This window comes from Nocardioides sp. LS1 (assembly GCF_003865225.1).
Lineage (GTDB): Bacteria > Actinomycetota > Actinomycetes > Propionibacteriales > Nocardioidaceae > Nocardioides > Nocardioides ginsengisegetis.
Genome location: NZ_BIFF01000005.1, coordinates 27,905 through 53,969, shown reverse-complemented (window position 1 = coordinate 53,969; position 26,065 = coordinate 27,905). Strand labels below are relative to the sequence as shown.

The following is a 26,065-nucleotide window of genomic DNA, read 5'->3' as shown; positions in this document are numbered from 1 at the left end:
CCCGCCGCCCGGAGCCGCCATCGCCTCATCCGGGGAAATGGTGATCGGCACCGCGGGGATGTCCCCGAAATGCATCGAAGGCCGGTCCTGGTCGGACCGGCCTTCGGTGGGTGGTACGGCATCAGGGACTCGAACCCCGAACCCGCTGATTAAGAGTCAGCTGCTCTGCCAATTGAGCTAATGCCGCGTGGTGAAGCGACGTGAACATTACCAGCGCCTGCCCGACAGGAAAAATCGGGGCGGCAGGTCACAGGGACTCGAGCACCGCCTGTGCGGCGTTGTGCCCACCGAGGCCTGACACGGCGCCGCCGCGACGCGATCCGGAGCCGCACAGGAGCACCGACGAGACGTCGGTCTGCACGCCCCACTGGTGGGCCGGGGTGTCCAGCCGGGAGCGGTTGGGTGCCCACGGCCAGTCCAGGTCGCCGTGGAAGATGTGGCCGCCCGGCATCGCCAGGTCGGCCTCGATGTCCTGCGGGATCTTCGCCTCGATGCACGGCTTGCCGTCGGCGTCGGTGGCCAGGCAGGACTCGATCGGCTCGACGAGGTGCTCGTTGAGCGACGCGAGCGCGCGGGCGACCGCGAGCTCCTTCTGGCCGACCGGGTCCTGCTCGAACAGGGCCGCCGGGGTGTGCAGGCCGAAGTAGGTCAGCGTCTGCGTGCCCTCCGGGGCGTCGCCGAGGATCGAGGGGTCCGAGATCGAGTGGCAGTAGACCTCGCCCGGCAGGACCGACGGGACCTGGCCGGCGGCCGCCTCGGCGTACGCCTTCTCCAGCTGGGTGTAGTCCTCGGCGAGGTGGAGGGTGCCGGCGAACGCGACCGCCGGGTCCACGCCCGACTTCAGCTGCGGCAGGCGGTCGAGCAGGAAGTTGATCTTGAGCTGGGAGCCCTGGGGCTTGCTGCCCGGCTCCTCCGCCTCGCCCATGAGGATGCGCAGCACCCACGGCGCGACGTTGGAGAGCACGTAGCGCGCCGACACGGTGCTGTTCGCTTCGCCGTCGTGCCAGGTGATCTCGGCGCCGTCGTCGGTGGCGTCGATCCTGCTCACGCCGGCCGAGGTGATGACCTCGGCGCCGGCCTCGGTGGCCGCCTTGGCGAGGGCGTCGGTGACCGCGCCCATCCCGCCGATCGGCACCCGCCACTCACCGGTGCCGTTGCCGATCAGGTGGTAGAGGAAGCAGCGGTTCTGGATCAGCGACGGGTCGTGCATCGAGGCGAAGGTCCCGATCAGCGCGTCGGTCGCGACCACGCCGCGCACGGTGTCGTCGCTGAACCGGCTCTCTACCACCGCGCCCAGCGGCGTGGTCACGAAGTCGCGCCAGATGCCGGGGTCGACCTGGTCGCGGATGGTCCGCTCGGACGGCAGCCGGTCGAGCAGGGTCGGCGCCACGACGTGCGCGAGGTCGGCGACGTCGGCGTAGAACTCGCGCCACGCGTCGTACGCCTCGGGGCCGCCGGTCAGGTCCTCGAAGGAGCGACGCGTCGCGTCGCCCTCGGGCCGCTCGACCAAGAGGCCGCCTGGCGTCCCGCCGCGCAGTGTCGGGGTGTACGACGCCGTCGTGCGCGAGGCGAGCCGGATGTCGAGGCCCAGGTCGCTGACCAGCCGCTCGGGCATCAGCGAGACGAGGTAGGAGTAGCGCGAGAGCCGCGCCGGGTGACCGCGGAAGGCGGTGGCCGAGACGGCCGCGCCCCCGGTGTGGTCGAGCCGCTCGAGGACCAGGACCGAGAGTCCTGCGCGGGAGAGGTACGCCGCCGAGACGAGCCCGTTGTGCCCACCTCCGACGACGACCACGTCGTACTGCTGCTTCGTCGAGGTCACGGCGCCAACCTACGGCACCGAGGAATGTCGCGTTGTTGCCCGTCAGCCGGGCTCGGGGATGGAAGGATCGACGGGTCGGAGGGCGACTCGGGGGAGGGGCAGGGTGTCGAAGCAACGCGGTCTCGTGCTCACCGCGCTGTTGCTGGTCATGACCGTGACCGGCTTCTTCGCGGTGTTCGGCGCGCCCGACGACGGCAAGGTCACCGGCATCTGGCCGGTCGGCCTGGCGACCGGCAGCCTGATCGTGGCCGGCCGCCGCTGGGTGCCGTACCTCCTCGTGCTGATCCCCCTCGTCGCGGTCGTCACGATCACCGCGGGTGGCCGTCCGGTCGAGGTGGCCGCGGGCTACGCCCTCGGCACGGCCCTCGAGGTCTGGCTGATCTGGCGCCTGCTGACCCGCAACGGCCGGGTCCAGCCGGTGCTGCACACCGACGAGGACATGCGCCTGTTCTTCGGCGCCACCGCGCTCGGGGCGTCGGTGACGTTCGTGGTGGCCTTCGCGACGTCCTGGCTCTTCGACTGGGGCACGCCGTGGCTGGTCGGGCTCGCGCTCGCCACCGCGCACCTCGCCTCGCAGCTGACGCTGCTGCCGTTCTTCGCCCGGCTCCAGGACCACCCGGCCGTCGCCCCCGTGGGGGAGCGGTTGGCCCAGTGGGCACTGATCCTGACCCTCACCCCGCTGGTGTTCTACCCCCACCACTTCCCGTCGGTCGTCTTCGCCGTGATCCCGCTGCTGGGCTGGGGCGCGCTGCGCAACACCCAGTGGGAGGCGCTGGTCCAGCTGCTCGTCGTGCTCGGCATCGCGATCGTGCTGACGACCTACGGCTACGGCCCGATCGCGCGCGTCCCCGAGACGTTCGGGATGCCGGTCGACTCGCGTGGGGTCGTGCTGGCCACCTTCGCCATCGACTGCGCGATGGTCGTGATCCCGCTGATGCTCACCGTCGGACAGCAGCTCGCCAACGCCCGCTCGGCAGCGGAGGAGCGCGACAAGGTGAGCAACATCGTCAACAGCGCCACCGGCGTCGCCATCATCGGCACCGACAGCGAGGGCCGGATCACGCTGTTCAACCCCGGCGCCCAGCGGCTGCTCGGCTACGACCTCGAGGACGTGCTGGGGCGCACGACGGCGATGTTCCACAGCCCGGCCGCGATCGCCGACAAGGCCCGCGAGCTCGGCGTCCCCAACGACTACGTCCACGTCGCGCGGGCCCTGGCGATGCCGGAGGCCGCGGGCGGCGACGTGCGGTTCAGGACGAAGTCGGGCGAGGAGCGCACCCACTCGATCACGCTGACCCGGATGACCGACGAGCGCGGTCGCGTGACCGGCTACGTGTCGACGTCGGAGGACGTCACCGAGCGGGTCCGCGCGCAGCGGGCGGCCGAGGAGGCGCTCGAGGCCGAGCGTGAGGCGGTCGAGCGGCTCCGCCAGGTCGACCAGGTCAAGGACGCGTTCGTGTCCTCGGTCAGCCACGAGCTCCGCACGCCGATCACGAGCATCACCGGCTACCTCGAGATGCTGCGCGAGGGCGAGTTCGGCGAGCTCAACAGCGCGCAGACCGACGCCGTACGACGGGTCTCGGACAACAGCACCCGGCTGCTCTCGCTCATCGACGACCTGCTGACCCTCTCGCGGGTCCAGGATGACGGGATCGCCCGCTCCGACCGGGTCTTCGACCTGCGCGACGTGGTCCGCGGCGGCCACGACGTCGTGGCGCCGGCCTGGTCGGCGCGGCCGCTCGACGTGGTGCTCGACCTGCCCGCCGACCCGGTGCCGTTCTTCGGGGACCGCGACCGGATCGAGCGGGTCTTCGTGAACCTGATCGGCAACGCGGTGAAGTTCACCCCCGACGGCGGGGAGGTCGGCATCCGCCTCGACGTCGGCGAGGAGACCGCGGTGGTCGAGGTCCGCGACACCGGCATCGGCATTCCGTCCAGCGAGGTCGGCCGGCTGTTCAGCCGGTTCTTCCGCTCCTCCAACGCCCAGAAGCGCGCGATCCCGGGCAGCGGGCTGGGCCTGTCGATCGCCAAGGCCGTCGTGGAGAAGCACGGTGGCACCATCGAGGTGGACTCGGTCGTCGACGAGGGGACCGCGTTCCGGGTCACGGTGCCGATCGTCGTGTGACCCGCGGTCGCCCTCGTGGAATATCCAAGATTCAACTATCGTTGAGCCCGGCGTCCGCACGACACCTCGAGGAGGTGGGCCCCATGCCCGCAGTGACCGTCAACGACCTCACCACCCTGGAGCGGCTCCGCAGCCCCGGCCTGGGTGACCAGCCGCGCCCGGTCTGGCAGGTGACGACGGCCCCGCAGGGCTATGAGGGCGAGGGTTTCCCCGTGCGTCGCGCCTTCGCCGGCATCGACCTGGCCCAGCTCGACCCGTTCGTGATGATGGACCAGATGGGCGAGGTGGAGTACGCCCCCGGCGAGCCCAAGGGCACCCCGTGGCACCCCCACCGCGGATTCGAGACCGTCACCTACATCATCGACGGCACCTTCGACCACCAGGACAGCCACGGGGGTGGCGGCACCATCACCAACGGCGACACCCAGTGGATGACGGCCGGGTCCGGCCTGCTCCACATCGAGGCGCCGCCGGAGTGGCTCGTGCAGTCCGGTGGGCTCTTCCACGGCATCCAGCTGTGGGTCAACCTGCCCCGCGACGCGAAGATGAACGACCCGCGCTATCAGGACCTCCGCTCCGGCGAGGTCGCCCTCGTCACCTCGCCCGACGCGGGCTCGCTCGTCCGCGTCATCGCCGGCTCCGTGGACGGCCACGCCGGCCCGGGATCGACCCACACGCCCATGACGCTGGTGCACGCCACCATCGAGCCCGGCGCCCGCCTCGACCTCCCGTGGGACGTCGACTTCAACGCGCTGGTCTACGTCCTCAACGGCAAGGGCACGGTCGGCACCGAGGGCCGCCCGGTCCGGATGGGTCAGTCGGCCGTGCTCGGCGCCGGCGACTACCTCACCATCACCGCCGACGGCAGCCAGGAGAGCCGCTCGCCCAAGCTCGACGTCATCGTCGTGGGCGGCCGCCCGATCCGGGAGCCGCTGGCCTGGGCCGGTCCGTTCGTGATGAACACCAAGGCCGAGGTCCTCAAGGCCTACGAGGACTTCCAGCGCGGCCACTTCGGGCACATCCCCGCCTGAGGTTTCTCGTGAGTCAGTAGGTTCCGGGGCATGAGTGCCCGGACCCTGCGTGACGACCACGGCGTGCCGCACGTGCGCGCGGGCTCGCTCCTCGAGCTGGCCCACGAGCAGGGTCGGGTGACCGCCCACGACCGCGCCTGGCAGCTGGAGTGGCTGCGGCGCCGGGCGACCGGCACGTCGGCGGAGCTGCTCGGCGCCGGCTGCGTGCCGTGGGACCGCCTGGTCCGCAGGACCCGGGTCGTCGACACGGCCCTCCGGGCCCACGCGGCGCTCGACCCTGCGACGCGCGCGTTCGTGGCGTCGTACGTCGCGGGCGTCAACGCCGGCCTGCGCGCCGACGTGCCCGAGCTGCTCACCCTCGGGGCCGAGCCCGGCGCGTGGGAGGAGTGGATGCCGCTGGCCGTCTTCCACGCCCAGCACCTGCTCTTCGCCAGCCTGCCCGGCAAGCTGTGGGACGCCCGCGCCCGGGAGGTCCTGGGCGAGGAGGCGGCCCTGCTGTCGCACGAGGGGCCGCTGGCCAGCGGCAGCAACGCCTGGGCCGTCGGCGGTGGCCGGACCGCCAGCGGCATGCCGCTGGTCGCCGGCGACCCGCACCGCACGATCGAGTCGCCCGGCGTCTACCAGCAGGTCCGGCTCGCCTGCGAGGACCCCGACGACGCCTTCGACGTCGTCGGGTTCGCGTTCCCCGGGGTGCCCGGCGTGCAGCACTTCGCACACGCCGGCGACGTGGCGTGGGCGATCACCAACGCGATGGCCGACTACCAGGACGTGTTCGCCGAGCGGCTGCGCCGGGTCCACGGGCGCGTCGAGGCGAAGGGCCCCGACGGCTGGGAGCCGACGGAGTCGCACGCCGAGGAGATCCCGGTCCGGGACGATGACCCGGTCCCGGTCGAGGTGGTGGTCACGGCCCGGGGGCCGGTCTTCGCCGACGGCGAGGACGGGCGCGCCTGGAGCCTGCGCGATGCGGCGATGGTGGTGGGGGAGCTGGGCTTCGGCGCCCTGCTGCCGCTGCTGCGGGCCCGCAGCGTCGCCGACGTGGACGCCGCCCTCGACGCCTGGGTCGAGCCGGTCAACAACGTCGTCGTGGCCGACCGCGCGGGCCAGCTGCTCTACCGGATCGCCGGACGGGTGCCCGTGCGGCCCGAGACGACGCGACGCGGCATCGCCGACGCGACCGACCCGGACGCCGGCTGGACCGGCTGGCTGGCTCCGCTGCCGCGCACCGTGCTGTCCTCTGACGACCAGGTCGTCACCGCCAACGAGCGCCGTGGCCCCGAGAGCGACGCGGTCGGCACCACCTTCGCGCCCCCGCACCGCGCCGCCCGGCTGCACGCCCTGCTCACCGATCGCAGCGACCTGACGCCCGAGGACTTCGCGTCCTTCCACGGCGACGCGCTGCTGCCGACGCTGGCCGAGGTCCGGGCCCTGCTGCACGACGCCGGCCCCGGTCCCGTGCACGAGGCGATCCTCGGCTGGGACGGCCGGATGGAGATCGGCTCGGCCGGCGCTGCGGCGTTCGCCGCCTGGCGCTCCGCCTTCGTACGACGCCTCGCGGCCGAGCCGGTCTTCGCGCCGCTGCGGGTGCCGCTGGTCGACGACCCGGTCTTCGCGCCCTGGCTCGACCTCACCGGCCGGCTGGGGCTGGCGCTGGACTCGCTGCTGCCGGCCGCGCTGGCCGGCGGGACGCCGTACGGGCTGGACCTGCGGGCGCTCGCCGCGGCGGCGCTGGACGACGCCGCGGGACACCCGGAGACGTGGGGCGAGACCCACGTCGTGCGTCCGGTGCATGCGTTCGACGGCTCGGGGCTCGAGCCCCCGGCCGTGCCGGCGCTGCCGGTGGCCGGCGACATCGACTGCGTGCGCTGCACGGGCTCGGTGCCGGGCGTCACCGACGCGTGCGCGCGGGGTTCGGTGGCCCGCTACGTGTGGGACCTCGCCGACCGCGAGCGGAGCGGCTGGGTGGTCCCGATGGGGGCCAGTGCGGACCAGCGCGACCCGCACCACCTCGACCAGCTCCCGCTGTGGGCGGCGGGTCGGCTGGCGCCGGTCGTGACGGACTGGGAGCGGCTCCGCCCCTGAATTTGCCTGCGGGGAGTGGAACTCCTGCCCGTCCCGGGACTGTCATGGGGTGGGAGGAGAAGGGTCATGGGAGATGCAGCGACCACGAGCCTCGGCGTCGACACCGTCATGGCGGGGCGGGTGGAGCGCGTGGGTGCGGACGAGGAGTTCCGGACGCTGTTCACCGACTCGTTCGCCGCGGTGGCGCGGACGGTCCACCTCATCGTGGGGGACCGGGCCGTGGCCGAGGAGATCACCCAGGACGCCTTCGTCAAGCTGCTCGGCCACTGGCGGACCGTGAGCCGCTACGAGCGGCCCGACCTCTGGGTCCGGAGAGTCGCGATCCGCGCGGCCCAGCGCGAACGCCACCGGACCTGGCGCCGCGGCCAGCTGGAGCGGTCGGTGGCGCCGCGCTCCTGGGTCGAGGACCCCGACGGCCCGGACGACCAGGTCCGGGCAGCGGTCGAGACCCTGGCGCCCAAGCAACGTGCGGTCGTCGTGCTGTTCTACTTCGAGGATCGACCCATGGCCGAGATCGCCGACCTCGTCGGGTGCTCGGTCTCCGCCGGGTGGTCCCAGCTGCACACCGCCCGGAAGCGGCTGGCCCGCCTCCTCGCCGAGGAGGTGGACGACGATGTCCGTTGACGACCGACTGCGGGAGGCGTTCCGCGTCGACGACGCGGCGTGGGAGGCACGCACCTCCTCGGCGTACGACGCGGTGGTGACCGGGGCCGCTCGCGCGCGCCGGCGCCGCCTGGCCATCACCGGCGGAGGGGCCGCGGCCGCGCTGGCCCTGGCCGGCGCGCTGGTGCTGTCCGGGTGGCGGCCGCCCGACGTCTCGCCCGTGCCCGCGCCGGCACCACCCGCGAGCAGCGCGCCGGCGCACGTGCAGGCTCTCCCGGGCGGACCGCTCGACGGTGAGTGGCGGACCGCGCCGCTCACGCGCGAAGCCGTGGCGCGCACCCTGCGCGACGCCGGGCTGGGCTCGGCCGACGGCTACGTCGCGAGCCTGCCGCACGGTGCCTTCCGCATCCACCTCCGCATCTACGGCGGCCTGGCCGACACCAACGTCGGCGCGCGGGAGGCGGATCACTTCTTCTTCCTGACGACGGCTCGCCAGATGGTGATCCGCCCCCTCACGGCAGCCGACGGCAGCACGAAGTACCGGCTGGACGTGGTGGACGGCCACCTCGTGCTGACGGTGGCGGAAACGTTCCGTCAGATCCCGGGCGAGGTCCTCAGGCAGGCGCTGTTCACGTCCGTGCGGTTCACCCGGGAGTGAGGCTGCCGGAAAGGCGGCCCCGGCGAGAGGCCGGGGCCGTGCGGCGCCACCGGGTCGCCGCTCATGACGTGCCGCGTCGGCGTTTGACCTTGACGTCATCCACGCAGACGGCCGAGACCGTCAACGGCTTGTGGGCGATGCTCCGAGCCTCGAGAAACTCGATGGCCAGGAGCTCGCCTTCCACTCCGACAGCCTCATCGGCCTCCGCGGCCGAACCCTCCACGACCTCCAGGAGGTAGCGCAGGGTGAAGCGGGTCAGCGTGGGTGTGTAGGTGAAGGTCCCCTCCTGCGTGAACGCCGCGAGGAACAGGTCGTGCTCGGCCTGCTCGGCTCGAAGCCGGGCGCGGATGGTGGGGGCCAGGTCAGCGAACTGACCGGTCACCTGCACCCGGTAGGTCCTCGTCACGTCGGGCTCCCTTCCTGCGCGCCGTCGGCGGATGCCTGGATCTGCTCACGCAGCCAGTCCCGCAGCACGGTGTTGATCCGGATGCCGAGCTCGACCTGCGGGGCGAACACCTCCGACCCCGGCGCGGCTCGCACCTCGGCTCGCACCTCCTCGAGGGTGGCGAGGTCATGGTCGACGTGCGCGAGGTCGCGCTCGTAGGTCGCCTGCCTGTCGACCGGGTCCAGCAGCGGGGTCAGGAACAGGCGGAGACCGCTCTCGCTGCGCTGGGACCGGTCGGGCTCCGCCTCGACGAGCCACTGTCGTAGGTCGGCACGGCCGGCCTCGGTGATCGCGTAGGTCTTGCTGCGACGCGCCCCATGCCCGACCACCTCGACCAGGCCGGCGTCCTCGAGCTTGGCGAGCTCGGGATAGATCTGGCTGTGCCGGGCGTGCCACGAGGTTCGCAGCGACCGGTCGAAGGTCTGGGTCAGCTCGTAGCCGGTGGAGGGGCGGCGGGCCAGCAGGCCGAGCACCGCGTAGCGCAACGTCATGGTCACACCCTATCTCAAACATGTCATTCTTGACATGTTGATTCTTACATGTGACATTCTTCAAGTGGCCGGTGCTGCTAGCCCCCCAGCTCGGCACCGGCCCACCTGACCCCAGACCCGCGACCAGTGAGACGGCCATGTCACTCACCGACAGCCTCAGCAAGCCCATCTCCATCGAGTACGAGACCTTCGGCGCCGCTGGCGACCCGGCCGTCCTGCTCGTGATGGGCTTCGGCACTCAGCTGCTCGGCTGGGACGCCGACTTCTGCCGCATGCTCGCTGCCCGCGGCCGCTACGTCATCCGCTACGACAACCGCGACTGCGGCCTGTCGACGAAGCTGGACGAGCACCCGGTCCGCCTCGGCGACTTCATCACCGCCGTGACCTCCGGCGCGTTCGAGCGCGCGCTCGCGATGGCGCCGTACTCGCTGCGGGACATGGCCGCCGACGGCATCGCCGTCCTCGACCGGCTCGGCATCACCCGTGCTCACGTGGTCGGGTCCTCGATGGGAGGCATGATCGCGCAGAAGATGGCGATCGAGTTCCCCGACCGGGTGCTGTCGTTGACCTCGATGATGTCCTCGACCGGCGAGCCGGAGTACGGGCAGTCGACGCCTGAGGCGCGGCAGGTGCTGTTCGCCTCCCGGCCAGCCGACCGGGACGGGTACGTCGCCGGGGCCGAGCGCGAGCTCGTCTGGGCCTCGCGTCGTTACGGTGACGCCGCCCAGCTGCGGGCCCTCGCTGCGGCCAGCTACGACCGCGCGTACTACCCCGACGGTGTCCCCCGACAGCTCGCCGCCATGATCCTGGACGGCTCCCGGGCCGAGGCGCTGACGTCCCTCGACGTGCCGACCCTCGTCATCCACGGCCTCGACGACACCCTCATCGACCCCAGCGGCGGACGGCGGACCGCCGAGCTGGTGCCCGGCGCCCGACTCCTGCTGGTCGAGGACATGGGGCACGACCGACCTCGCGCGCTGTGGCCCCACCTGGTCGACGCGATCACCGAACACACCGACATCGGCTGAGCCCGCACTGCCCAGGGCGGAAATGGATCGAGCCCCTGACCTCGTTCGCAGGTCAGGGGCTCGATCACACTGGGGTGAGTAACGGGACTCGAACCCGCGACATCTGCGACCACAACGCAGCGCTCTACCAGCTGAGCTATACCCACCAAGGCGAATCCCGGCAGTGCCGGGATCGGTGAGGAGTGTACTAGTCGGTCCCGGGATTGCCGGAATCGGGCACGTCCTCGGTGATGCCGGTCAGCGCGCCGCCGTGCTTGGCCGCGATCGTGCGGGCCCGCTCGCTGTCCGGACCGGGCGAGGCGACGAAGACCGCCTCCCGGTAGTAGCGCAGCTCCTCGATGCTCTCCTGGATGTCGGCGAGCGCCCGGTGGTTGCCGCGCTTGGCCGGCGCCTGGAAGTAGGCGCGCGGGAACCAGCGCCGCGACAGCTCCTTGATCGAGGAGACGTCGACGATCCGGTAGTGCAGGAACGCCTCGAGGGTCGGCATGTCCCGGGCGAGGAACGAGCGGTCGGTCGCGACCGTGTTGCCGGCCAGCGGCGGGCGGCTGCCGTCGGGGCAGTGCTGGCGGATGTAGGCGAGCACCTGCTCCTCGGCCTCGGCCATCGTGATGCCGTGGTCGAGCTCCTCGAGGAGCCCGGACTTCTCGTGCATGGTGCGGACGAAGTCGTTCATCTGCGCGAGCGCCTCGGCCGGCGGCTTGATGATGAGGTCGATGCCCTCACCGATGACGTTGAGGTCGAAGTCGGTCACGAGCGCCGCCACCTCGATGAGGGCATCAGCCCCCAGGTCGAGGCCGGTCATCTCGCAGTCGATCCACACCAGTCGCTCGTTCACGAGGAGCCACCTTACTGCGCGTCTTCCCACACCGGATTCTCAGTCGAACCTCAGCGACGCGACCTAGCCTCGAGGGTGTGATGCGGTGGCTCGGCCTGGTGGCACGTCTGGTGACGGGTGGCGTGTGGATCGTCGCCGGGGCCCTCAAGCTGCCCGACCCCTACGCGAGCGTGGCCGCGGTCCGCGCCTACGACCTGCTGCCCGAGGCGGTGGTGCCGACCGTGGGCCACACCCTGCCGGTCGTCGAGGTCGTCATCGGTACGGCGCTGGTCCTCGGCGTGCTCACCCGCGGCGCGGCCCTGATCTCGTCGGTGCTGTTCGTCGCGTTCATCATCGGGATCTCCTCGGTGTGGGCGCGGGGCATCTCGATCGAGTGCGGCTGCTTCGGCGGGGGAGGCGCGCAGCCCGGCGCGTCCTCGTCGTACCCCTGGGAGATCGCCCGCGACGTCGGGCTGCTCCTGCTCTCGCTGCTCCTGGTGCGATGGCCGCGGACGCGGCTCGCGCTGGACGGCCTGCTCTTCCGGCCGCTCACCGCGGCGCCCGAACCCACTCCACGAGGCTGACCGATGTCGAAGAAGAACCGTGAGGAGTCCCGCGCCGAGCGCGCGGCCGCCGCCCTGATCGCCCAGCAGCGGCGCGAGCGTCGGCGCAACCTGCTGGTCGTGGCCGCCGTCGCGGCCGTGCTGGTCGTGGTGGCGGTCGTCGGCGTCGTCGTGCAGAGCCGTCGCGACACCGCCGGCGCGGCCGCGACGACCCCGCAGGGTGTGACCGGCGGCTACTCGGTCGTGGTCGGGAAGGCCTCGGCACCCAGGACCCTGACGGTCTACGAGGACTTCCAGTGCCCGATCTGCCGGGAGTTCGAGAGCCAGACGGGCACCAAGCTGCGCGCGGCCGTCGCGGCCGGCAAGGTCCGCATCGACTACCGGATGGTCGCCTTCCTCGACCGCGCGTCCAGCACCGACTACTCCTCCCGCGCGCTCAACGCCGCCGCGGTCGTCCTCGACACCTCCGGCGTCGCGACGTTCGAGAAGTTCCACGACCTGCTCTACGCCCACCAGCCCGAGGAGGGCAGCGCCGGCCTGACCGACGACCAGCTCGTGCAGTACGCCGTGCAGGCCGGCGCCACCGAGAGCGCCGTACGGCCGGGCATCGAGGGTGACGACTTCCACCAGTGGGTCGTCAACGCCACCGACCAGATGTCCAAGAACGGCGTCAACGGCACGCCCACGGTGCTGGTCGACGGCAAGCCGACCGGCACGACCCTCGCCGCCGCGATCCAGGGCGCGCTCGGCGCCATCTCGTGACGGCGGGTGGTCGAGGTTTTCCGGTTCGCCGCCCGGCGCTGCCAGACTTCACGCGGTGAGCACCCTGCCTGACATCACTGACTTCGTCGCCGGCCTGCCCAAGGCCGAGCTCCACGTCCACCACGTCGGCTCCGCCTCGGCCCGGATCGTCGGCGGCCTCGCCGAGCGCCACCCGGGGACGGTGCCCAGCGACCCCGAGGAGCTGCGGAAGTTCTACGAGTTCCGCGACTTCGCCCACTTCATCGAGGTCTACCTCGCGGTCGTCGACCTCGTGAAGACCCCCGACGACATCCGCTACCTCACCTACGAGGTGGCCCGCGAGATGGCCGAGGGCCAGCAGCTCCGGTACGCCGAGCTCACCTGCACGCCGTACACGTCCGTGCGCCCGCACGAGGACGGCGTCGGCATGCCGATCGAGGCCTACACCGAGGCGATCGAGGACGCCCGGGTCGCCGCGCAGCGCGACTTCGGCCTGGTGCTGCAGTGGATCTACGACATCCCCGGCGAGAGCGGGCTGCCCGCGGCCGACGCCACCCTCGACTTCGCGCTCAACCACCGACCCGAGGGCCTGGTCGGCTTCGGGCTCGGTGGACCGGAGATCGGCGTGCCCCGTCCGCAGTTCGCCCCGCACTTCCAGCAGGCGCTGAGCGCCGGGCTGCACAGCGTGCCGCACGCCGGCGAGACGACCGGTCCGGACACGGTGTGGGACTCGCTGCGCCTCCTCGGCGCCGAGCGGATCGGCCACGGCACGTCCTCGGCGCAGGATCCGATGCTGCTGGCCCACCTCGCCGAGACGGGTGTCCCTCTCGAGGTGTGCCCGTCCTCCAACATCGCCACCCGTGCGGTCTCGAGCCTCGCCGAGCACCCGATCGTGGCCTTCCGCGACGCCGGCGTGACGATCACGGTCAACTCCGACGACCCGCCGATGTTCGGCACCGACCTCAACCGCGAGTACGTCATCGCCGCCGACCTGCTCGGCCTCGACGAGTCCGGGGTCGCGGACCTCTCGCGCGCCGCGGTCAACGCGTCGTGGGCGCCGGACGACGTCAAGACCCGCATCCTCGGCGAGATCGACGCGTACGTCGCTCGCTGAGCGGACGCACTCCGGGAACGCACAGGCCCCGCGGACTCATACTCCGCGGGGCCGATTCCTTTTCTATCTCGAGAGGGCCCGCACGCCGGGGACCTCGACGCGTGTCGTCGGGGACGACAGGCGGGCGAGGTAGCGGGCGAATCCGCTGGCCACGCGCCCCTGCTGGCGGCCCGACGTCGTGACCTGGGTGGCCGCGGTGGCGCACCACGGCAGACCCGCGGACCTGACGGCCGCCACGAGGCTCACGTCCTCGTGGGCAGGGGCGGGCTGGAAGCCCCCCGCCACCTGGGAGGCGTGCAGGGTCAGGCCGAGGTTGGCGCCGTGCACGTGCGGGTGTCCCTCGCCCAGGTGGTGGCGGGCCCGCCACTGGTCCCAGATGTGGGGCGGCAGGTCGGTCCGCGCAGGCACCACGGTCCCCACCACCATGGCGAATCCGGCGTCGGCGAGCATCAGCTGGGCCGCGAGCCAGTGTTCGGGCACCACGCTGTCGGCATCGGTGTGCGCCAGCCACACCAGCTCGGGAGGTGTGGCGAGGGTGTGGCGGACGACGTGGTCCACACCCGCACGCCGGGCGGCCCCGACATTGCCGGCCCGGCTGACGACCACCTGGGTGGCGGGCCACCCCGTCGCGATCTCGACGGTGCGATCGGTGCAGCAGTCGGCCACGACGGTGATGCCCACCCGCACACCCGGCCGCACCTCGGCGAGGTGGTCGGCCGCGCGGCGTACCGAGGCGAGGCACCGCGGGAGGAGTCCCTCCTCGTCGTGGGCGGGGATGACCACCTGGACCTGGTCGATGGCGGTGCGCACCCGCGGCGGGCTCATCGGGCGGGATCCGGCCAGTGCCCGGACCGGGCCAGCACGCAGATCTCGACGTCGGGGTCCCGGTAGCGGGCGAGCTCCGGGGGCAGCAGCGGGCTGGTGCGGAGTCGCTCGTGCACCTCGGGGCCGTCGAGGACCCAGCCCTCGATCGGATGGCGCCAGTGGCAGAGCAGCACCACCCCGGCCTCGGTGAGCGAGCCCTCGATGCGGGCGGCCAGAAGGTCGAGATCGATCGGGCTCAGGAAGTAGCCGACCTCGGAGACCACGACGAGGTCGAAGGCTCCCTCGGGCCAGTCGGTGGGGACCGTTGCGTGGGTGACGTGCACGGCGGCCAGGTGACCAAGCCGCCGCCGCGCGGCGGCCACGGCGGAGGGGCTGCTGTCGACCGCGACGAGCTCGTCGCAGCGACCGGCCAGGTCGTGCGCCAGGGCGCCGCGGGAGCAGCCGACCTCCAGGGCGCGGCGGAAGCGTGGTCGGGGGAGCACCGCGAGGGTGAGCTGGCGTTTGCGCAGCTCGAACCAGCGCTCGTCGACACCCCAGGGGTCGGCGTCGGCCCGGTGCACGACCTCGAGGGCGTCGTCGGCGCCCCCGTCCCCGGTCACGAAGTGCTCGACCCGGGAATCGAAGTGGGCGAGGACGTGGCCGGGGAGCAGCACCTCGTCGTGCGGGAGGTCCGAGAGCGGTTCGACCTGGCTCGTGTGGCTCTGGACGGCCAGCCACTTGCGGCGGGCCGCCTCGTCGTCGAGGTCGACCCGGCTCATGGCTCCCCACGGCGCCTCGTCGACGCTCCGGGCGTGCCACATCCAGATGGGGTACTCGGCGAGCCGGGCACCGGTGCGCACTGCTGCCGCGGCGGCCGCCCGGCCGGCCGCCTCGTGGTCGGGGTGGCCGTCGTGGCGCCAGGGCGCGAGGAGCAACGTCGAGCGACCGTCGCCGATCAGGTCGACGAGGCTGGCCGTGACCTCGGCCTCGGCCCCCTCCACCCGGCCGTCGGGAAGCCCCAGGAAGACCAGCGGAGCGCCGGGGGCCAGGATCTCCAACGCCTCCCGGGCCTCGGCGAGGCGACGGGTCGCCAACGTCTGCGGTGTGGTGGTCGGTGAGTCGGGGTGCGAGGCCTCCCCGGCCGTGAGCAGCACGACGTACGGCGTGGTGCCGGCGTCGTGGGCGGCGGCGATGAGCCCGCCCGCTCCCAGGCTCTCGTCATCGGGATGGGCGGCCACGACCACCAGCCGGCTGCAGGGGACGTCTCCGTCCGGCACGAGGAGCGGCACCGTGCCCCAGCTGGGGTGGCGCCGCCATTCCTCCGCGGGGGTGCCGGGGCTGTCGTGCGTGAACGGAGCGGCGGTCACCAGGGGCACCCGGTGCACTCGAGCAGCTGGCGTCCGAGCGCGGCGGCGTCGCGCACGGCGTGGTGCTGGCGGAGGTAGAGGGTGAGGTCGGCGACCCGGCGTGCGTGCGCTTCCTCGAGGGCGAGTGGAGCCGGCCCGAGCGCATGCCCCGTCTGGGTGAGGACGGTCTCGGCCGCCTCGACCACGACCCCGCGTGCGCGGCTGGCGAGGAGGGCGCCCACCCTACCGGACGCCTTGCCGTCGTCGACCAGCCGCGCCGCCTCGGCCAGGACCGTGCGCGCGGCGTGGAGCCGGAGGTCGACGACGCCGAGGTGGGCCTGCGCCACCTGGTCGGGGGGTCGCTCCCCGGCCGCCGCCCAGAGCCGACGAGCGACGCCGACGGCGCCGCCGTACCAGACCGCGGCCACGCCGATGCCGCCCCAGGCGAAGCCGTCGCGGCGCAGGTACCACCCCGGGTCGCCCACGGGCGTGGCGGGAACCCGGTCGAGCTCCACCGGTCCGCTGGCCACCTCGTGCAGGCCGAGCGCGTGCCAGGCGCCGTCGGTCACGCGTACGCCCGGGTGGCGCAGGTCGACACTGAAGAGTCCGCGCTGTTCGCCGACCCAGGCCGTGACGAGGGCATGGGTGAGGTGCGCCGCCAGCGAGCACCACGGCTTCGTGCCGTCGAGGACGTGGCCACCGTCGACGGGCGTGGCGGTGAGGCGCACGCCGGGCCCCTCGGCCGCGAAGACACCCCAGGTCGTTCCCGAGGGCATCGCCTCGCCTGCCTCGGCCAGGATCGCGGCCGCGTCGAGGTGCGGCTCGAGGGCGCGGGCGACGGAGAGGTCGACGGCGGCGACCGTGGCCAGGGCCTCCCAGAGCAGAAGGGTGGTGGACCGCCCGGGGAGCGGCAGCCGCTGACCCCAGCGCTCGGCGAGCTCCAGCGCGCCTGCGGGGACCCCGCGCGAGGCCACGTGGGCGGCGTCAGCAAGCTGAGCCAGGAGCCGTCGGTCGTCCGGGGGCCGATCGTCCCGCAGGTGGACCGGCCAGGTCGGATCGTCCGGCACTCGACTCCTCGGGGGTTGGTGGCTCCCGCGGCGCGGGTGGTCGTCCCCCCAACCTACGGGTCGGTCATTCCGCCCGGGCTCCCCCCGCTGGGTGAATATCATGCAGCCATGGCCCCCATCCGCCTCGCGATCGTCAACGACTACGAGCTCGTCGTCGCCGGAGTCGCGGCGATGCTGTCGCCCTTCCACGAGCGGGTGGCGGTCGTCGAGCTCGACTCCGGCATGCCGGTGATCAGCGACGTCGACGTGATCTTCTACGACACCTTCGGCCAGGTGCAGGGTGACGGCATCGACCTGGAGGACCTGGTCCGCGGGTCTGACGCTCGGGTGGTCATCTTCAGCTGGAACCTCCAGCCGGAGCTCGTGGCCCGCGCCATCGACAAGGGCGCCAGCGGCTACCTCTCCAAGGGGTTGTCGGGCGACGAGGTGGTCGAGGCCGTCGAGGCCGTCCACGCCGGCACGGTCGTCACGCCCTCCGAGGCTTCCCCCGTCGACCGCGGTGCCGCGGGGGACTGGCCCGGCCGCGAGGCGGGACTGACCGCCCGCGAGGCCGAGGTGCTGGCCCTGATCACCCAGGGCCTGTCCAACCAGGAGATCGCCGAGCGCTCCTACCTGTCCATCAACTCGGTCAAGACCTACATCCGCACCGCCTACCGCAAGATCGGCGTCGAGCGCCGCGCGCAGGCGGTCGTGTGGGGGATGAAGCACGGCTTCGAGCCGGACAAGCTGCGCGTCGTGGAGACCGCGCACCGCGAGTAGACGAGATCGTGGAGTCCGTGGCGCACCTGGTGCGCCAAGGACTCCACGATCAGTGCACCCCCGGCAGGGCTCGAACCTGCGACCTAGACATTAGAAGTGACTTGCTCTATCCAGCTGAGCTACGAGGGCTGGGCGGGGACCATTGTGGCCCATGAGGTCCCCGGGGTTCAGCGCTGGTGTCTGGCCATCCAGGCCTCGACGTCGGACGACGTGCGGGGCAGGGCGGCGGAGAGGTTCCGGTAGCCGTCGGCGGTGACGAGGATGTCGTCCTCGATCCGGATGCCGATGCCGCGCAGCTCCTCGGGGACGAGCAGGTCGTCCTCCTGGAAGTACAGGCCGGGCTCGACCGTGAGCACCATGCCCTCGGCGAGCGTGCCGCGGGCGTAGGCCTCCGGCGCGGCCGCACCGCAGTCGTGCACGTCCATGCCGAGCATGTGGCTGGTGCCGTGCAGCGTCCAGCGGGAGTAGACCTTGCTCTCCGGCGAGAGCGCCTCGTCGACCGAGACGGGCAGCAGCCCGCGGTCGTCGAGGCCCTGCGCGAGGACGGCCATCGCGGCCTGGTGGGCGGCGGTGAAGGGGACGCCCGGCTTCACGGCCTGGTTGCCGGCCTCCTGCGCGGCGTACACGAGGTCGTAGAGCTCGCGCTGCAGCGGCGTGAAGGTGCCGTCGACCGGCAGGGTGCGGGTGACGTCGGCGGTGTAGAGGTTGCGGCCCTCGACGCCCATGTCGAGCAGCACGAGCTCGCCGGGGGTGATCGGGCCGGAGTTCTCGATCCAGTGCAGCGTGGTGGCGTGCTTGCCGCCGCCGACGATCGAGTCGTAGCCGATGTCGTTGCCCATCGCGCGGGCGCGACGGAAGAACGTGCCCTCGATCCAGCGCTCGCCGTACTTCAGCACGTCGGCCCAGTCGCGGACCGAGTCCTCGAAGCCGAGCGTGGTGATGTCGCAGGCCTCCTGCAGCTCCGCGACCTCCCAGTCGTCCTTGATCAGGCGCATCTCCGAGGCCACGCGGGCGAGGTCGGCGTCGCGGGTCTCGTCGGCGGCGACCAGGCCGTCGACGTACGACGACACGCCCCGGTGCACGCGCGTCTTGCCGGAGCCGGACAGGGCCGTCGGCAGGTCGTCGATGTGGCGCACGGGCAGCCCGAGCGACGTCGACATCTCGTTGATGGACGGACGACGGCCGGCCCACAGCTCGCCGTACTGGCGGTCGCGGAAGAACTCGTCGGTCTCGCGGCTCGAGCGGGGGCGGGCGTAGAGCACGGCCTCGCCGTCCTCGACGACGAGCACGGCGTCGGAGGTCTGGTTGCCGGAGAAGTAGGTGTGCGCGGTGTCGGCACGGAAGCGGTAGTCGGTGTCGTTGGAGCGGACCTTGTAGGTGCCTGCCGGCAGCACGAGGCGCTCGCCCGGGAAGGCCTCGGAGAGGGCCTGACGGCGGCGTGCGGCGGGGTCGGCGACCGGGAGACGGGGCAGGTCGAGGTCGCGGTTGCCCCAGCCGGTGCGCATGAAGGCGGCCCAGGCCTCGGGCACGCTCGGGTCGTGCGACTCGGTCTTCGGCTGCGTCGACTCGGAGGGGGTCTCGGAAGTGTTCTGCTCGCTCACGGCGGCAACTGTACGCCGGAAGCAGGGAAGATCCGCGACTCCCGATAGGCTTCGCGGCATGCCCGCAGCCCGCCGTGACAGCGTCGCCTTCACGGTGGTGGTGACCATCCTCGTGGGCCTCGGCGCCCTCGGCATGCTGCTCGTCATCGCCCTGTCCGGTGGTGCCGGCACGCTCCTGCTCGCGACGGCGCTGGCCGCTCTGCCGGTGGGCCCGCTGGTCGGCCTCTACCTCTGGCTGGACCGCTACGAGCCCGAGCCGCGCAAGCTGCTCGCGGCCGGCCTGCTGTGGGGCTGCTTCGTGGCGACGGCCGCCGCGCTGGTCATCCAGGGCGTCGGCGGCTTCGTGGTCGGCTTCACCGACAACGAGACCCTCGAGGTGGTGGCGCCGGTGAGCGAGGAGTTCAGCAAGGGCCTGTTCCTGCTGCTCCTGCTGTGGTGGCGCCGCGCCGAGCTCGACGGGGTCCTCGACGGCATCGTCTACGCCGGCATGGTCGGCGTCGGGTTCGCCTTCACCGAGAACATCCTCTACCTCGCCGCCGCCTACAACGGCACCGACGGGATGGGCCCGGGCGGGACCTCGGCGATCACCGGCACGTTCGTGATGCGCTGCCTCATCAGCCCCTTCGCCCACCCGCTCTTCACCGCCTTCACCGGCATCGGGGTCGGGGTGGCGGTCGGCGCCCGCACGCGCTCGCTGCGCTTCATCGCGCCCCTGCTCGGCTACGCCTGCGCCGTCGCCGCCCACGCGACGTGGAACACCTCCACCGTCTACGGCTTCGGCAACTTCGTCACGGTCTACCTCGTGCTGATGGCGCCCGCCCTCGTCGCGATCGCCTGCTTCGCGGTGTGGTCGCGCCGCTCGGAGCGCCGGATGCTCACCGCAGCCCTCTCCGACGCCGCCCAGCGCGGGCTCATCCCGGCCACGGACATCGGCTGGGTCGTCGACCTCAGGGCCCGCCGCCGCAGCCGCGCCTTCGCGCGCCAGCAGGGCGGCAAGGCGGCCGAGCGCGCCATGCGCGACTACCAGCAGGCCGCCATCGAGCTCGGCTTCCTGCACCACCGCTTCCTCCGCGGCACCCCGCCGCCCGACTTCGCGGCGCGCGGTCAGTCGTACGTCGCCCGCATCGGCGAGGTGCGTCCGCACATCGCCTTCCCCGGACAGGTGGTTCCCACGCGATGACCGACCAGCCCACGGCCGACAGCACGCGGATGATCACCGCGCTCGTCCGGCTGCGCCAGTCGCTCCAGGACGCCGAGCTGCCGCTCGAGATCCCCGGTGTCGACGCCCAGCGCACCGCGCGCCAGGAGATGGTCGACCAGCTCGAGGACTACGTCATCCCGCGCCTGATGACGATCGACGCCCCGCTGCTGACCGTGGTCGGCGGCTCGACCGGCGCCGGCAAGTCGACCCTGGTCAACTCCCTCGTCGGCCACCGGGTGACCGAGCCCGGCGTGCTGCGTCCGACCACGCGCTCGCCCGTGCTGGTGCACCACCCCGACGACGCGGAGTGGTTCGGCCAGGACCGGCTCCTGCCCGACCTCGAGCGGGTCACCCACGCGACCACCGACCCGGCCGCGCTGCAGCTGGTCCCGTCGCTGTCGATGCCGGCCGGCCTGGCCATCCTCGACGCCCCCGACATCGACTCGGTCGAGGAGCGCAACCGCACGCTCGCCGCGCAGCTCCTGGCCGCCGCCGACCTGTGGTTGTTCGTGACCTCCGCCGCCCGCTACGCCGACCAGGTGCCGTGGGACTTCCTGCGCCAGGCGGCCGAGCGCTCCGCCGCGGTCGCGATCGTGCTCGACCGCACGCCGGCCGAGGCCGTCCAGACCGTCGCCACCCACCTGGCCCGGATGCTCGCCAGCCGCGGCCTCAAGGACTCGCCCCTCTTCACCGTCCACGAGGGGCCCGTCTCCGACGACGGACTGCTCCCGGCCGAGTCGGTCTCCGACATCCGCGGCTGGCTGGAGTCCCTCGCCGACGACACCGAGGCCCGCACGGCCGTGGTCAAGCAGACGCTCGACGGCGCCATCCGCACGCTCGCCCGCCGCACCCACGGTGTGGCCGACGCGGCCGCGGAGCAGGCGAGCGCCGTACGCCGCCTGCGTGAGGACAGCGACAAGGCGTACGACGCGGCCATCACCGCCATCACGACCGCTTCGGCCGACGGCACCCTGCTGCGCGGCGAGGTGCTCGCGCGCTGGCAGGAGTTCGTCGGCACCGGGGAGCTGCTCAAGTCGCTGGAGAACCGCGTCGGGTGGCTGCGCGACCGCGTCGTCAACGCCGTCAAGGGCAAGCCCCAGCAGGCCGAGCGGGTCACCGTCGCCGTGGAGTCCGGCCTCGAGACGCTGATCATGGAGCATGCCGAGGCCGCCGCCGAGCGGGCCGAGGCCTCGTGGCAGTCGCTGGCCTCGGGCCAGGCGCTGCTCGCCGCCGCCGGCCAGGACCTCGGCCGCGCGTCCCGCGGGCTGCGGCGCCAGGCCGAGAGGGCCGTGCGCGACTGGCAGAACGACGTGCTCGAGATGGTCCGCAGCGAGGGCGCCGACAAGCGCACCACCGCGCGCTTCCTGGCCTACGGGGTCAACGGGCTCTCGGTCGCGCTCATGGTGGTCGTGTTCTCCGCGACGGCCGGGATCACCGGTGCTGAGGTCGGCATCGCCGGCGGGTCCGCGGTGCTCGGGCAGAAGCTCCTCGAGGCGGTCTTCGGCGACCAGGCCGTGCGCAGCCTCGCCGAGCGGTCGCGCCGTGCTCTGGAGGTCCGGGTCACGGCACTGCTCGAGGCCGAGCGGCGCCGCTACACCGACCTGCTCGACGGCCTCGGGATCACCGCCGACACCCCCGAGCAGCTGCGAGCCGCGTCTCGGCGGGTGGACGACCTGCGGTTCGCGGCGGTGCAGCCTCGTGCCGAAGGCCACTCCTGACCGACCGACGGCATAGGGTTGGCCCAGCAGTGTTGTTCCGCGGTCTGGGGAGAAGATGACGTCCTTGCTCGAGGGTGCCAAGAAGCTGGTCACCCGAGGCACCGACATCGGTGTCCGCATCGACGGGCTCGACCGGGCCACCGAAGCCGCCCGCGGTCGCCTCGACGACGATCTCGTCGCGGATGCGCGCGCCGTGGTCGACCGTGCCTCGGGCCGCCTCCGCCTCTCCGCCGACCACACGGTCGTCGCGATCGCCGGGGCCACCGGCTCGGGCAAGTCCTCGACGTTCAACGCATTGACCGGGCTGGAGCTCTCGGCGGTCGGCGTACGCCGTCCCACGACGTCCTGGGCCACCGCCTGCGTGTGGGGCCGTGAGGGAGCCGACGAGCTCCTCGAGTGGCTGGGGATCCCGCCGCGCCACCAGACCACCCGCGACTCGATGCTGGACACCCAGCGCGAGGACAACGCGATGCAGGGCGTGGTCCTTCTCGACCTGCCCGACCACGACTCCACCGAGGTCGCCCACCACCTCGAGGTCGACCGGCTGGTCCAGCTCGCCGACCTCCTCGTGTGGGTGCTCGACCCGCAGAAGTACGCCGACGCCGCCATCCACGACCGCTACCTCGCCCCGCTGGCGACCCACCAGGGCGTGATGGTCGTCGTGCTCAACCACATCGACACCGTGCCGGCCGACCGTCGCCAGTCCATGGTCGACGACGTACGCCGCCTCCTCGACGCCGACGGCCTCCCCAAGGTCCCCGTGATCCCGATCAGCGCCCGCGAGGGCATCGGCCTCGACGACCTGCGGGGCGAGATCCAGCAGCGGGTCTCGGCCAAGAAGATGACCCGCGCGCGCCTGGAGGCCGACCTCAAGGCGGCCGCCTCGAGGATGCAGGAGGCCAGCGGCACCGGCCGGACCCGCGCCCTGCCGCGCGAGCGGGTGGCCGCCCTCGAGGACGCCTTCGCCGAGGCCGCCGGCGTGCCGACGGTCGTCGACGCCGTGGAGCGCTCGACCCGACTGCGGGCCGGCCGGGCCACCGGGTGGCCGGTCACGTCCTGGCTGTCCCGGCTCCGCCCCGACCCCCTCAAGCGCCTGCACCTCGACCTCGGCGCCGACGGCAAGCAGCTGACCGGACGGTCGCGCACGTCGATGCCGCAGACCACGCAGGTCCAGCGCGCCCGGGTCGACGCCGAGGTCCGCATGCTCGCCGACGAGGTCTCCGAGGGGCTCGCCCGCCCGTGGGCCGAGTCCGTGCGCCGCGCGTCCGTCGCGCGGCTCCCCGACCTCGGCGACCGCCTCGACGGCGCCCTCTCCGACACCGAGCTGGGGGTGGCGCGGATGCCCGTGTGGGCCGGCGCCGTGCGCCTGCTCCAGTGGCTGCTCATCGTCGCGGCGCTGGCCGGCGCCGTCTGGCTCGGGACGCTCGCGGTCCTCGACTACCTCCAGATGTCCGCGCCGGGCACGCCCGACGTCGGCCCCCTCCCCGTGCCGACCGTGCTCCTGCTCGGCGGGATCGGTCTGGGCATCGTGCTCGCCCTCGTCTGCCGCCTGCTGGTGCGCGCGACCGCCCGGCGGCGTGCCCGGCGGGCCGACGCTCGACTGCGGGAGGCGGTGCGCACCGTCGCCCAGGAGCTGGTCGTCGACCCGGTCGAGGCCGAGCTGACCGCCTACACCACGGTCCGTGAGGGCCTGGGCCAGGCGCTCCGCTAGCCACCTGTCGTCCACAGGTCGACCCGCGGTCGCTCCCTTCCCCAAGGCCTGGGGGAGCCGTCCGGTCTCGTCGGTGCTGCCACCGAGTCTCGAACCGATCACCCGGATCGAGACAAGGAGACACCGATGAACGAATCCCAGATCACCGTCCAGGGCTGGCTCGGCGCCGACGTGCGCACCCGCCAGGCAGGCGACGCGATAGTGGCGAGCTTCCGCCTGGCCTGCACGCCGCGCCGGCTCAACCGCGCCACCGGGGAGTGGGGCGACGCCACCACCCAGTGGTTCACCGTCAACGCGTGGCGCGCCCTCGGCGAGCACTGCGCGGCCTCGCTGCGCCGTGGTGACCCGGTCGTCGTCCACGGCCGGCTCAACGCCTCCACATGGGTCAGCTCGGCCGGCGTCGAGATGACGTCCTTCGAGATCGACGCCATCGCGGTGGGCCACGACCTCAACCGCGGGACGACCCACTTCACGAAGCTCCAGGCACCGCGGCCGCAGGAAGCCACGACGCAGGAGGCCACCCCGCAGGCCGCCGAGGAGGTGGCTGCCTGAGGGCCGCCGGAGAGCGGGTCGGTCGCGGGCGCCGGTGCCCTGACCCCGGAATCGGCGCCCGGGGGTTTCCCCCGTAGGCTCCTGACCCATGGCGGAGTATGTGTTCACCCTGCGCAATGTGCGCAAGGCCCATGGCGACAAGGTCGTTCTCGACAACGTGACGCTGTCGTTCCTGCACGGCGCGAAGATCGGCGTCGTCGGCCCCAACGGCACCGGCAAGTCCTCGCTGCTGAAGATCATGGCGGGGCTCGACCACGCCAACAACGGCGACGCGATCCTCGACCCCGACGCGACGGTCGGCATGCTCCAGCAGGAGCCGCCGCTGAGCGAGGGCAAGACCGTCCTCGAGAACGTCGAGGAGGCCGTCGGCGAGATCAAGGGCAAGCTCGACCGCTACAACAAGATCTCCGAGGAGCTGGCAGACCCGGACGCCGACTACGACAAGCTCCTCGCCGAGATGGGCGACCTGCAGACCGACCTCGACCACGCCAACGCGTGGGACCTCGACAGCCGGCTCGACCAGGCGATGGACGCGCTGCGCTGCCCGCCGCCGGACGCGATCGTCGACAACCTCTCGGGTGGTGAGCGCCGCCGCGTCGCGCTGTGCAAGCTCCTGCTCCAGCAGCCGAGCCTGCTGCTCCTCGACGAGCCCACCAACCACCTCGACGCCGAGTCGGTCCAGTGGCTCGAGGGCCACCTCGCCTCCTACCCCGGCGCCGTCCTGGCCGTGACCCACGACCGGTACTTCCTCGACAACGTCGCCTCGTGGATCCTCGAGCTCGACCGCGGCCAGGCGCACCCCTACGAGGGCAACTACTCGACCTACCTCGAGACCAAGAAGGACCGCCTCAAGATCGAGGGCCAGAAGGACGCCAAGCGCGCCAAGATGCTCGAGCGCGAGCTCGAGTGGGTGCGCTCCAACGCCAAGGCCCGCCAGACCAAGAGCAAGTCCCGTCTCGCGCGCTACGAGGAGATGGCGGCCGAGGCCGACCGGATGCGCAAGATCGACACCTCGGAGATCAACATCCCGGCCGGTCCTCGCCTCGGCGACATCGTCCTGGAGGCCAACGACCTCGGCAAGGGCTTCGAGGACCGCACGCTCATCCACGACCTGAGCTTCTCGCTGCCCCGTGCCGGCATCGTCGGCGTGATCGGCCCCAACGGCGTCGGCAAGACGACGCTGTTCCGGATGATCACCGACCAGGAGAAGCCCGACGAGGGCGAGCTCAAGGTCGGCACCACCGTGAAGATCTCCTACGTCGACCAGAGCCGTGGCGGCATCGACCCCAACAAGAACGTCTGGGAGGTCGTCTCCGACGGCCTGGACTTCATCAAGGTCGCCAACTTCGAGATGAACTCCCGCGCCTACGTCGCCTCGTTCGGCTTCAAGGGGCCCGACCAGCAGAAGAAGGCCGGCGTGCTCTCCGGTGGTGAGCGCAACCGCCTCAACCTCGCGCTGACGCTGAAGATGGGCGGCAACATGCTGCTCCTCGACGAGCCGACCAACGACCTGGACGTCGAGACCCTGTCCTCGCTCGAGGACGCGTTGCTGGAGTTCCCCGGCTGCGCCGTGGTCACCTCCCACGACCGGTGGTTCCTCGACCGCGTCGCGACCCACATCCTGGCGTGGGAGGGCGACGAGGAGGACCCGGCCAAGTGGTTCTGGTTCGAGGGCAACTTCGCGTCCTACGAGGAGAACAAGATCGAGCGCCTCGGCGTCGAGGCGGCGCGTCCGCACCGCGTGACGCACCGCCGCCTCACGCGCGACTGATCGCGAGAGGGCACTCCCCGGCAC

At 72.4% G+C, this 26,065-nt stretch carries 23 protein-coding genes and 3 tRNA genes; 15 read left to right on the top strand and 11 right to left on the bottom strand.

From position 1 onward, the window contains the following. Positions 1-111: 111 nt before the first annotated feature. Together EJF31_RS14430 and EJF31_RS14425 are read right to left on the bottom strand one after the other, a co-directional pair. A tRNA-Lys gene (locus EJF31_RS14430) sits at positions 112-187 on the bottom strand. A gap of 60 nt (positions 188-247) precedes the next feature. After that, a complete protein-coding gene (locus EJF31_RS14425; protein ID WP_125037861.1) occupies positions 248-1,819 on the bottom strand; it encodes an NAD(P)/FAD-dependent oxidoreductase in 1,572 nt (523 codons plus the stop codon). Positions 1,820-1,922: 103 nt separating this feature from the next. Between EJF31_RS14425 and EJF31_RS14420 the strand changes: the two genes are divergently transcribed. The 5 genes from EJF31_RS14420 to EJF31_RS14400 all read left to right on the top strand — a co-directional run bounded on the left by EJF31_RS14420 (position 1,923) and on the right by EJF31_RS14400 (position 8,315). Continuing rightward, positions 1,923-3,944 carry an ATP-binding protein gene (locus EJF31_RS14420; RefSeq protein ID WP_185736285.1) on the top strand — a complete coding sequence of 674 codons (2,022 nt, stop codon included), beginning with the start codon at positions 1,923-1,925 and terminating at the stop codon, positions 3,942-3,944. Between the two features lie 83 nt (positions 3,945-4,027). After that, positions 4,028-4,975, top strand: a complete 948-nt coding sequence (locus tag EJF31_RS14415; protein ID WP_125037859.1) for a pirin family protein — start codon at positions 4,028-4,030, stop codon at positions 4,973-4,975. Positions 4,976-5,005: 30 nt separating this feature from the next. Then, on the top strand, positions 5,006-7,054 hold the full coding sequence (locus EJF31_RS14410; protein WP_125037858.1) for a penicillin acylase family protein: 2,049 nt from the start codon (positions 5,006-5,008) through the stop codon (positions 7,052-7,054). Between the two features lie 66 nt (positions 7,055-7,120). Then, a complete protein-coding gene (locus tag EJF31_RS14405; protein WP_125037857.1) occupies positions 7,121-7,678 on the top strand; it encodes an RNA polymerase sigma factor in 558 nt (185 codons plus the stop codon). Beyond that, positions 7,668-8,315, top strand: a complete 648-nt coding sequence (locus EJF31_RS14400) for a hypothetical protein (RefSeq protein WP_125037856.1) — start codon at positions 7,668-7,670, stop codon at positions 8,313-8,315. Before EJF31_RS14405 ends, EJF31_RS14400 begins: the two co-directional genes overlap by 11 nt. A gap of 61 nt (positions 8,316-8,376) precedes the next feature. Here EJF31_RS14400 and EJF31_RS14395 read toward each other — a convergent pair whose 3' ends face one another. After that, positions 8,377-8,721 (bottom strand): DUF6204 family protein, encoded by a 345-nt coding sequence (locus EJF31_RS14395; protein ID WP_125037855.1) that lies wholly within the window; start codon positions 8,719-8,721, stop codon positions 8,377-8,379. Continuing rightward, complete coding sequence (locus EJF31_RS14390; protein ID WP_125037854.1) at positions 8,718-9,251, bottom strand: PadR family transcriptional regulator; 534 nt, start codon at positions 9,249-9,251, stop codon at positions 8,718-8,720. The genes EJF31_RS14395 and EJF31_RS14390 overlap by 4 nt, the downstream gene beginning before the upstream one ends. A gap of 137 nt (positions 9,252-9,388) precedes the next feature. Here EJF31_RS14390 and EJF31_RS14385 point away from each other — a divergent pair, with 137 nt between their 5' ends. Then, positions 9,389-10,279: an alpha/beta fold hydrolase gene (locus tag EJF31_RS14385; protein ID WP_125037853.1), complete on the top strand. Its 891-nt coding sequence runs from the start codon at positions 9,389-9,391 to the stop codon at positions 10,277-10,279. Positions 10,280-10,349: 70 nt separating this feature from the next. On the opposite strand, the gene EJF31_RS14380 is transcribed toward EJF31_RS14385, so the two are convergent. Both EJF31_RS14380 and orn read right to left on the bottom strand, forming a co-directional pair. Then, a tRNA-His gene (locus EJF31_RS14380) sits at positions 10,350-10,425 on the bottom strand. 41 nt (positions 10,426-10,466) lie between these two features. After that, the gene (orn, locus tag EJF31_RS14375) at positions 10,467-11,081 is read right to left on the bottom strand and encodes an oligoribonuclease (protein WP_220481760.1); all 615 of its coding nucleotides are present in this window, start codon (positions 11,079-11,081) and stop codon (positions 10,467-10,469) included. 113 nt (positions 11,082-11,194) lie between these two features. On the opposite strand from orn, the gene EJF31_RS14370 reads away from it, so the two are divergent. Genes EJF31_RS14370 through EJF31_RS14360 form a run of 3 tightly spaced genes read left to right on the top strand, consistent with a single transcriptional unit; the run spans position 11,195 to position 13,511 of the window. Further along, positions 11,195-11,677 (top strand): MauE/DoxX family redox-associated membrane protein, encoded by a 483-nt coding sequence (locus tag EJF31_RS14370; RefSeq protein ID WP_125038418.1) that lies wholly within the window; start codon positions 11,195-11,197, stop codon positions 11,675-11,677. A gap of 3 nt (positions 11,678-11,680) precedes the next feature. Continuing rightward, on the top strand, positions 11,681-12,418 hold the full coding sequence (locus tag EJF31_RS14365; RefSeq protein WP_125037851.1) for a thioredoxin domain-containing protein: 738 nt from the start codon (positions 11,681-11,683) through the stop codon (positions 12,416-12,418). Between the two features lie 55 nt (positions 12,419-12,473). Then, positions 12,474-13,511 carry an adenosine deaminase gene (locus EJF31_RS14360; protein ID WP_260430874.1) on the top strand — a complete coding sequence of 346 codons (1,038 nt, stop codon included), beginning with the start codon at positions 12,474-12,476 and terminating at the stop codon, positions 13,509-13,511. 63 nt (positions 13,512-13,574) lie between these two features. On the opposite strand, the gene EJF31_RS14355 is transcribed toward EJF31_RS14360, so the two are convergent. The 3 genes from EJF31_RS14355 to EJF31_RS14345 are packed head-to-tail and all read right to left on the bottom strand — an operon-like array spanning position 13,575 to position 16,728. Beyond that, positions 13,575-14,336, bottom strand: coding sequence for a glycosyltransferase (locus tag EJF31_RS14355; RefSeq protein ID WP_125037850.1), 762 nt, complete (start codon positions 14,334-14,336; stop codon positions 13,575-13,577). Further along, a complete protein-coding gene (locus tag EJF31_RS14350; RefSeq protein WP_185736284.1) occupies positions 14,333-15,682 on the bottom strand; it encodes a bifunctional PIG-L family deacetylase/class I SAM-dependent methyltransferase in 1,350 nt (449 codons plus the stop codon). Before EJF31_RS14350 ends, EJF31_RS14355 begins: the two co-directional genes overlap by 4 nt. Then, on the bottom strand, positions 15,679-16,728 hold the full coding sequence (locus tag EJF31_RS14345) for an acyl-CoA dehydrogenase family protein (RefSeq protein ID WP_221767587.1): 1,050 nt from the start codon (positions 16,726-16,728) through the stop codon (positions 15,679-15,681). Before EJF31_RS14345 ends, EJF31_RS14350 begins: the two co-directional genes overlap by 4 nt. Before the next feature lie 108 nt (positions 16,729-16,836). Between EJF31_RS14345 and EJF31_RS14340 the strand changes: the two genes are divergently transcribed. Then, complete coding sequence (locus EJF31_RS14340; protein ID WP_125037847.1) at positions 16,837-17,487, top strand: response regulator transcription factor; 651 nt, start codon at positions 16,837-16,839, stop codon at positions 17,485-17,487. A 55-nt stretch (positions 17,488-17,542) separates the two neighbouring features. On the opposite strand, the gene EJF31_RS14335 is transcribed toward EJF31_RS14340, so the two are convergent. Further along, positions 17,543-17,616 (bottom strand) — tRNA-Arg (locus EJF31_RS14335). Between the two features lie 38 nt (positions 17,617-17,654). Beyond that, positions 17,655-19,088, bottom strand: a complete 1,434-nt coding sequence (locus EJF31_RS14330; protein WP_260430871.1) for an aminopeptidase P family protein — start codon at positions 19,086-19,088, stop codon at positions 17,655-17,657. A 58-nt stretch (positions 19,089-19,146) separates the two neighbouring features. Between EJF31_RS14330 and EJF31_RS14325 the strand changes: the two genes are divergently transcribed. The 5 genes from EJF31_RS14325 to ettA all read left to right on the top strand — a co-directional run bounded on the left by EJF31_RS14325 (position 19,147) and on the right by ettA (position 26,041). Further along, positions 19,147-20,268 (top strand): PrsW family intramembrane metalloprotease, encoded by a 1,122-nt coding sequence (locus tag EJF31_RS14325; protein WP_125037845.1) that lies wholly within the window; start codon positions 19,147-19,149, stop codon positions 20,266-20,268. Next, positions 20,265-22,007 (top strand): dynamin family protein, encoded by a 1,743-nt coding sequence (locus tag EJF31_RS14320; RefSeq protein WP_260430869.1) that lies wholly within the window; start codon positions 20,265-20,267, stop codon positions 22,005-22,007. The genes EJF31_RS14325 and EJF31_RS14320 overlap by 4 nt, the downstream gene beginning before the upstream one ends. 55 nt (positions 22,008-22,062) lie before the next feature. Next, positions 22,063-23,718 (top strand): GTPase, encoded by a 1,656-nt coding sequence (locus EJF31_RS14315; protein WP_125037844.1) that lies wholly within the window; start codon positions 22,063-22,065, stop codon positions 23,716-23,718. A gap of 126 nt (positions 23,719-23,844) precedes the next feature. Next, a complete protein-coding gene (locus tag EJF31_RS14310) occupies positions 23,845-24,270 on the top strand; it encodes a single-stranded DNA-binding protein (RefSeq protein ID WP_125037843.1) in 426 nt (141 codons plus the stop codon). A gap of 88 nt (positions 24,271-24,358) precedes the next feature. Continuing rightward, entirely contained in the window at positions 24,359-26,041 is a 1,683-nt protein-coding gene (gene ettA / locus EJF31_RS14305) for an energy-dependent translational throttle protein EttA (protein WP_125037842.1), read from the top strand. The last annotated feature ends 24 nt before the right edge of the window (positions 26,042-26,065 follow it).

Excerpts from the sequence above, each read along its gene's own strand:
- ettA (WP_125037842.1), top strand. The coding sequence starts at position 24,359 with ATGGCGGAGTATGTGTTCACCCTGCGCAATGTGCGCAAGGCCCATGGC.
- EJF31_RS14340 (WP_125037847.1), top strand. The coding sequence starts at position 16,837 with ATGGCCCCCATCCGCCTCGCGATCGTCAACGACTACGAGCTCGTCGTC.
- EJF31_RS14325 (WP_125037845.1), top strand. The coding sequence starts at position 19,147 with ATGCCCGCAGCCCGCCGTGACAGCGTCGCCTTCACGGTGGTGGTGACC.
- EJF31_RS14320 (WP_260430869.1), top strand. The coding sequence starts at position 20,265 with ATGACCGACCAGCCCACGGCCGACAGCACGCGGATGATCACCGCGCTC.
- EJF31_RS14315 (WP_125037844.1), top strand. The coding sequence starts at position 22,063 with ATGACGTCCTTGCTCGAGGGTGCCAAGAAGCTGGTCACCCGAGGCACC.
- EJF31_RS14370 (WP_125038418.1), top strand. The coding sequence starts at position 11,195 with ATGCGGTGGCTCGGCCTGGTGGCACGTCTGGTGACGGGTGGCGTGTGG.
- EJF31_RS14385 (WP_125037853.1), top strand. The coding sequence starts at position 9,389 with ATGTCACTCACCGACAGCCTCAGCAAGCCCATCTCCATCGAGTACGAG.
- EJF31_RS14410 (WP_125037858.1), top strand. The coding sequence starts at position 5,006 with ATGAGTGCCCGGACCCTGCGTGACGACCACGGCGTGCCGCACGTGCGC.
- EJF31_RS14310 (WP_125037843.1), top strand. The coding sequence starts at position 23,845 with ATGAACGAATCCCAGATCACCGTCCAGGGCTGGCTCGGCGCCGACGTG.
- EJF31_RS14400 (WP_125037856.1), top strand. The coding sequence starts at position 7,668 with ATGTCCGTTGACGACCGACTGCGGGAGGCGTTCCGCGTCGACGACGCG.
- orn (WP_220481760.1), bottom strand. The coding sequence starts at position 11,081 with ATGACCGGCCTCGACCTGGGGGCTGATGCCCTCATCGAGGTGGCGGCG.
- EJF31_RS14405 (WP_125037857.1), top strand. The coding sequence starts at position 7,121 with ATGGGAGATGCAGCGACCACGAGCCTCGGCGTCGACACCGTCATGGCG.
- EJF31_RS14415 (WP_125037859.1), top strand. The coding sequence starts at position 4,028 with ATGCCCGCAGTGACCGTCAACGACCTCACCACCCTGGAGCGGCTCCGC.
- EJF31_RS14365 (WP_125037851.1), top strand. The coding sequence starts at position 11,681 with ATGTCGAAGAAGAACCGTGAGGAGTCCCGCGCCGAGCGCGCGGCCGCC.
- EJF31_RS14355 (WP_125037850.1), bottom strand. The coding sequence starts at position 14,336 with ATGAGCCCGCCGCGGGTGCGCACCGCCATCGACCAGGTCCAGGTGGTC.
- EJF31_RS14390 (WP_125037854.1), bottom strand. The coding sequence starts at position 9,251 with ATGACGTTGCGCTACGCGGTGCTCGGCCTGCTGGCCCGCCGCCCCTCC.